Genomic DNA, 4,429 nt, shown 5'->3' with positions numbered 1-4,429 from the left:
ATCGGGACTGCCTTCTTACCCAAAAGAAAATCGCTGATCACAAAAAATCAATGAAATTAGATCGCCACTTCCAAAAAAGCGTGAAACTTTAGTTTATAGACGATTTCCAGAAACATAACCGGGATAGCCTGTCTGGTTCAAGCAAGCCGGGTATTACGTTGCATCCCTTGAACAACATGTTCGCCGTACTGCTCCCCCCATTCATGCATTGATGACAAAACGGAATTTAACGACTTGCCAAGGGGTGAAAGACTATATTCGACCCTTGGCGGAATTTCACCATAGTTAGTACGGACGATTAAGCCATCTTCTTCCATTTCTTTAAGTTGCTTACTCAGTGTCCGGTGCGTAATTCCATTCAAATCCCGCTGCAACTGATTAAATCGTTTAGCGTCTTCCAAGAGATAATGAATAATCATGACTTTCCATTTTCCGGAAATTATCGATAATGTTGTTTCTACAGGACAAAAAACCTCTTTTTTGCGCATAGACAGTTCTCCCTCTGAGCCACTGATTTAAGTATCCTTTTTGTACGTACTTGTTAAAGATAACGTATGCATTATATAGTCTGACTATCTTGGAAACAAAGGAGAAACGCCATGAAAGTCAAGAAAATCACACGCATCATTCATGAAGCAGACAGACATTGGGTCGGGGATGGATTCCCTGTAAACACCATGTTCTCCTACGATGCACAAGGAAAAGAAATCAGCCCTTTTTTATTACTGGATTATGCGGGCCCTGTAGATTTTGAGCCTTCAGATAAACCTCGGGGAGTAGAACAACACCCGCACCGTGGATTTGAAACGGTAACTATCGTTTATCAGGGTGAAGTTGAACATAGCGATAATGCTGGAAATTCAGGCAAGATCGGGCCCGGTGATGTTCAATGGATGACAGCTGCGCGTGGTATATTGCATGAAGAGATGCACAGCCGGGAATTTACAGGTAACGGCGGCACACTTGAAATGATTCAGCTATGGGTGAATCTACCCGCCAAGGATAAAATGAGCGAACCGCATTATCAGGAAATCATTTCTGATGCTATTCCGGTTATCGGTTTGCCGGATGATGCTGGCACGCTTCGCCTGATTGCGGGAGAGCATGGTCATGCACAAGGCGCGGCAAAAACGTTTACGCCGATCAATGTGTGGGATATGCGCTTAAAATCCGGGCATAAAACTGATCTGGCTGTGCCTGAAGGTCACAATACATCCCTGCTCGTATTATCCGGCAAGGTGATTGTGAACGGTGAAAAACCGCTTGGCGCAAAAGAGCTGGTACTGCTCGAGCGTGAAGGCGATACGGTCTCTCTGGAAACACAGGAGGATTCAGTGGCGCTGCTGATGAGCGGCGAACCGATTGATGAGCCAATCGTTGGCCGTGGCCCATTCGTTATGAATACTGAGGGTGAAATCCGTACAGCGATGGCCGATTATGCTGCCGGACGTTTTTAAACTTATCCATCCAGCATCCAGGCTTCTTTGTTGCAATGAAGTTCACTTTTTCAACTCCAAGAAAAGAGGAAAAACCTATGGCTAAAAATTTCAAATACAACCGGCTTGATAAAAATAATGCGGCTGTCTTGCTTGTCGATCACCAAAGCGGATTAACCAACTTGGTGAAAGATTTTTCACCGGACGATTTTAAGAATAATGTCCTGGCGCTGGCCGATAGCGCAAAATATTTTAACCTGCCGACCATTTTGACAACCAGTTTTGAAGATGGCCCGAACGGTCCGCTTGTCCCTGAAATTAAGGCAATGTTCCCTGATGCGCCTTATATTGCCCGCCCCGGTCAGATCAATGCCTGGGACAATGATGATTTTGTTCAAGCTGTAAAGGCCACCGGGAAGAAACAACTCTTGATCGCCGGTATTGTCACGGAAGTGTGCGTGGCTTTTCCTGCCCTTTCTGCCCTGGAAGAAGGGTTTGAGGTCTTTGTTGTGACCGATGCCTCGGGCACATTCAACCAGACAACCCGCGACGCCGCCTGGTCACGTATGGAAGCAGCAGGTGCGCAGCTTATGAGCTGGTTTGGCGTAGCGTGTGAATTGCACCGTGACTGGCGAAATGATGTGGAAGGATTAGCAACAATATTTTCCAATCATCTTCCCGCTTATCGTTGTCTCATTCAGAGCTACGAAGCAATGCTGGAAGTGCATAAAGCCAGGACTTAGGCGCTTGGTTAGGAGTGACAGGAGAAAATGCCTGTCACTATGCTAATCCCTTCAGAGCGTTAAAAAGACAGGGATATTAAATTTGATATTCTATGCTGATGTGCTTACAAAATCATTCAGAATCATTGTATCGAGCCGGTCAAACAACACTTTCTCCACTTCATGAATATGACCGTGGCATTTGGCGTGTACGGGGAAGATTTTTTTGATACAGCCCTTGTAATAATCGGGATTGGTTGCTTTACACTGCCTGCAATCGGGAACATGCGGGAATTCTGAATTTTTAACTTCCCGGAAAATATCAGCTGAATCGTCAGGCAGGATCGTGCCGGTACATAGCCGTATATAGCAGTGATGATGTTTTTCGATATGTGGGTATTTCGTCTTGCCGGTAATCAGCTTCTGGCCGCAGGCCAGACATTTGCTGCCCCGGCTTAAAACATCGTCGTGAAACACCCTGTTCCTGAGCGCCCCTTCGGCAAATAGTTTCCATGCCATTTCATGATCTTTATAGATCAGTGGCACATGACGTTTGCGCACCTTTGGGACAAGAAACAGCGGTATCTGTTTTTCCTTTCGGAAGAACGTTTTGTTCATGGGTTCGTCTTTCTGTTGAGTGTTAACGGGCTTGACAATTGTTATCATATTTGATAACTTTGGCTATGGCATGGACGATCACGTTCTTTAACGAGAAGGTCGAAGCGGAAACCCTGAGGCTGCCGCCGGGTATTCTTGCCAACTTCCTGCGCATTGCGGAATTGATCCAGGAGTTCGGCCCTGATCTTGGACGGCCTCACACCGCATCGTTGGGCCGGGGATTATTTGAAATCCGGGCCAAAGGACACGAAGGCATTTCCCGTTCGGTATTTTGCACCGTCAAAAACAGGGAAATCGTCATTCTCATGACGGTGATCAAAAAGAGGAACAAAATCCCCAAGCGTCAGATGGAAACGGCGCAGAAACGATTGAAAGAGGTACAAAGCGATGACACATAAACGGCCAACATTCGACACATTCAAACAAACGGCGTTGAAAGACCCGGAGGTCAAAGCCGAATACGATACGCTTTCCACCGCATTCGAGATGAAACGCCAGATGATAGCCTTACGCAAACGCGCAGGCGTGACGCAGGAACAGATGGCGGCTTTGCTCGGCACCAAGAAAAGTAACATCTCTCGGCTGGAAAGTCTGAATTCAAGTATTTCACCAAGGCTGGCCACGGTCGAGGATTATGCCCGCGTTCTGGGTTATTCGGTCAAAATCGAATTCGAACCACGTACACACTAAGGTCGCAATCAAAGTTACATCGACAGGTCGAAATCGTGACCGGGCCGCTGAGACGGCGTCTTCTTCCGCGCTTGCCGCTGCTCGAACTGTTCCTGAAGCCGGGCTTCCATCTCCGGTGGCAATGCGGAGAAGATCATCGTTTTCAGATGTTCGATCTCGTTGTTCCGTTCATGACGGACATGGGTGATATTCCGTTGCAATGCCTGGCGTTCATCAAGCTGGCGCTGGATCAAACTGTCCCGCTGCTCCTTGTCACGGACAAGCGCCTGCCAGGCTTCGCGTTCGCTCTGATCCTTGGTGCGACTGTGCTGCCCGGTCAGGCGATCCCACAGCCCCCGGAGTCCCTTGTTCAATTTCGCTTGCCGGTCTGCGCTCTCCTGCTGCCAGCGCTGTTTTTGCGTATCGGCAAGATTGTGCCGCTCATCCCGGTGCCGTGATTTTATGCGTGATTTTTGTTCAAGCAGCGGTTCCATGCGGATGCGGCTGTTTTGCCTGATCTCTGTAGTGAAGCTTTGCATCCACTCCACAAGCTGCCTGTCTGTTTTTGCGATAGTCTCAGAAACAGATGGAAGCTGCACAGGATCGCCAAGCCGTTCTTTGAGCGCCTTGGTTTTGATATCCAGCCATTTCGACAAAGAATAGACCTCGCCGCGCCAATCCACGGCGACAAAACCGCGCCTGTCGCCTTTAGGATGCAGGCCAAAATAACTTGAACAATATGGCCTAAGCACTCCCTCGTAAAATTCCCGATACAGGATAAAGTGTTCAAGTTATTTTGGCCTTGCTCCTTAGCTAAATAATAGCCGCGCTGTTCCAGGGCGCTTTCGAACGTTTTCTGGCTGTCCGATGCCGCCCAGCATTCTTTTAACCTATTTTCCTCAGTTAGATCTACAAAAATTAGCTCAAACGTAGTAGTGTCAAGGTTTTCGGACTAAAGACAGGAGTCACCCAATGGGTGAAATG

7 protein-coding genes are annotated in these 4,429 nt (G+C 47.8%); 4 read left to right on the top strand and 3 right to left on the bottom strand.

Annotated features, from left to right (window positions below; translation table 11 throughout):
* Positions 1 to 137: 137 nt before the first annotated feature.
* Positions 138 to 488: a winged helix-turn-helix transcriptional regulator gene (locus BMY60_RS14710; protein WP_090334648.1), complete on the bottom strand. Its 351-nt coding sequence runs from the start codon at positions 486 to 488 to the stop codon at positions 138 to 140.
* A gap of 111 nt (positions 489 to 599) precedes the next feature.
* On the opposite strand from BMY60_RS14710, the gene BMY60_RS14705 reads away from it, so the two are divergent.
* The gene (locus tag BMY60_RS14705) at positions 600 to 1,457 is read left to right on the top strand and encodes a pirin family protein (RefSeq protein ID WP_090334647.1); all 858 of its coding nucleotides are present in this window, start codon (positions 600 to 602) and stop codon (positions 1,455 to 1,457) included.
* A 77-nt stretch (positions 1,458 to 1,534) separates the two neighbouring features.
* Positions 1,535 to 2,179, top strand: coding sequence for an isochorismate family cysteine hydrolase YcaC (ycaC, locus tag BMY60_RS14700; protein WP_090334645.1), 645 nt, complete (start codon positions 1,535 to 1,537; stop codon positions 2,177 to 2,179).
* A 90-nt stretch (positions 2,180 to 2,269) separates the two neighbouring features.
* Here ycaC and BMY60_RS14695 read toward each other — a convergent pair whose 3' ends face one another.
* Positions 2,270 to 2,776 (bottom strand): hypothetical protein, encoded by a 507-nt coding sequence (locus BMY60_RS14695; RefSeq protein ID WP_143057479.1) that lies wholly within the window; start codon positions 2,774 to 2,776, stop codon positions 2,270 to 2,272.
* 65 nt (positions 2,777 to 2,841) lie between these two features.
* Here BMY60_RS14695 and BMY60_RS14690 point away from each other — a divergent pair, with 65 nt between their 5' ends.
* Both BMY60_RS14690 and BMY60_RS14685 read left to right on the top strand, forming a co-directional pair.
* Positions 2,842 to 3,174 (top strand): type II toxin-antitoxin system RelE/ParE family toxin, encoded by a 333-nt coding sequence (locus BMY60_RS14690; RefSeq protein ID WP_090334642.1) that lies wholly within the window; start codon positions 2,842 to 2,844, stop codon positions 3,172 to 3,174.
* A complete protein-coding gene (locus BMY60_RS14685) occupies positions 3,164 to 3,466 on the top strand; it encodes a helix-turn-helix domain-containing protein (protein ID WP_090334640.1) in 303 nt (100 codons plus the stop codon). The genes BMY60_RS14690 and BMY60_RS14685 overlap by 11 nt, the downstream gene beginning before the upstream one ends.
* A gap of 14 nt (positions 3,467 to 3,480) precedes the next feature.
* Here BMY60_RS14685 and BMY60_RS14680 read toward each other — a convergent pair whose 3' ends face one another.
* On the bottom strand, positions 3,481 to 4,197 hold the full coding sequence (locus BMY60_RS14680; protein ID WP_143057478.1) for a hypothetical protein: 717 nt from the start codon (positions 4,195 to 4,197) through the stop codon (positions 3,481 to 3,483).
* Positions 4,198 to 4,429 lie beyond the last annotated feature (232 nt).

The sequence above is a fragment of the Nitrosomonas sp. Nm51 genome, from assembly GCF_900111165.1.
Lineage (GTDB): Bacteria > Pseudomonadota > Gammaproteobacteria > Burkholderiales > Nitrosomonadaceae > Nitrosomonas.
The sequence above is the reverse complement of the archived record's forward strand: the minus strand, read 5'-3'. Positions and strand labels throughout refer to the sequence as shown.

Coding starts and splice junctions, on each gene's coding strand:
- BMY60_RS14710 (WP_090334648.1), bottom strand. CDS start 488: ATGCGCAAAAAAGAGGTTTTTTGTCCTGTAGAAACAACATTATCGATA.
- BMY60_RS14705 (WP_090334647.1), top strand. CDS start 600: ATGAAAGTCAAGAAAATCACACGCATCATTCATGAAGCAGACAGACAT.
- ycaC (WP_090334645.1), top strand. CDS start 1,535: ATGGCTAAAAATTTCAAATACAACCGGCTTGATAAAAATAATGCGGCT.
- BMY60_RS14695 (WP_143057479.1), bottom strand. CDS start 2,776: ATGAACAAAACGTTCTTCCGAAAGGAAAAACAGATACCGCTGTTTCTT.
- BMY60_RS14690 (WP_090334642.1), top strand. CDS start 2,842: ATGGCATGGACGATCACGTTCTTTAACGAGAAGGTCGAAGCGGAAACC.
- BMY60_RS14685 (WP_090334640.1), top strand. CDS start 3,164: ATGACACATAAACGGCCAACATTCGACACATTCAAACAAACGGCGTTG.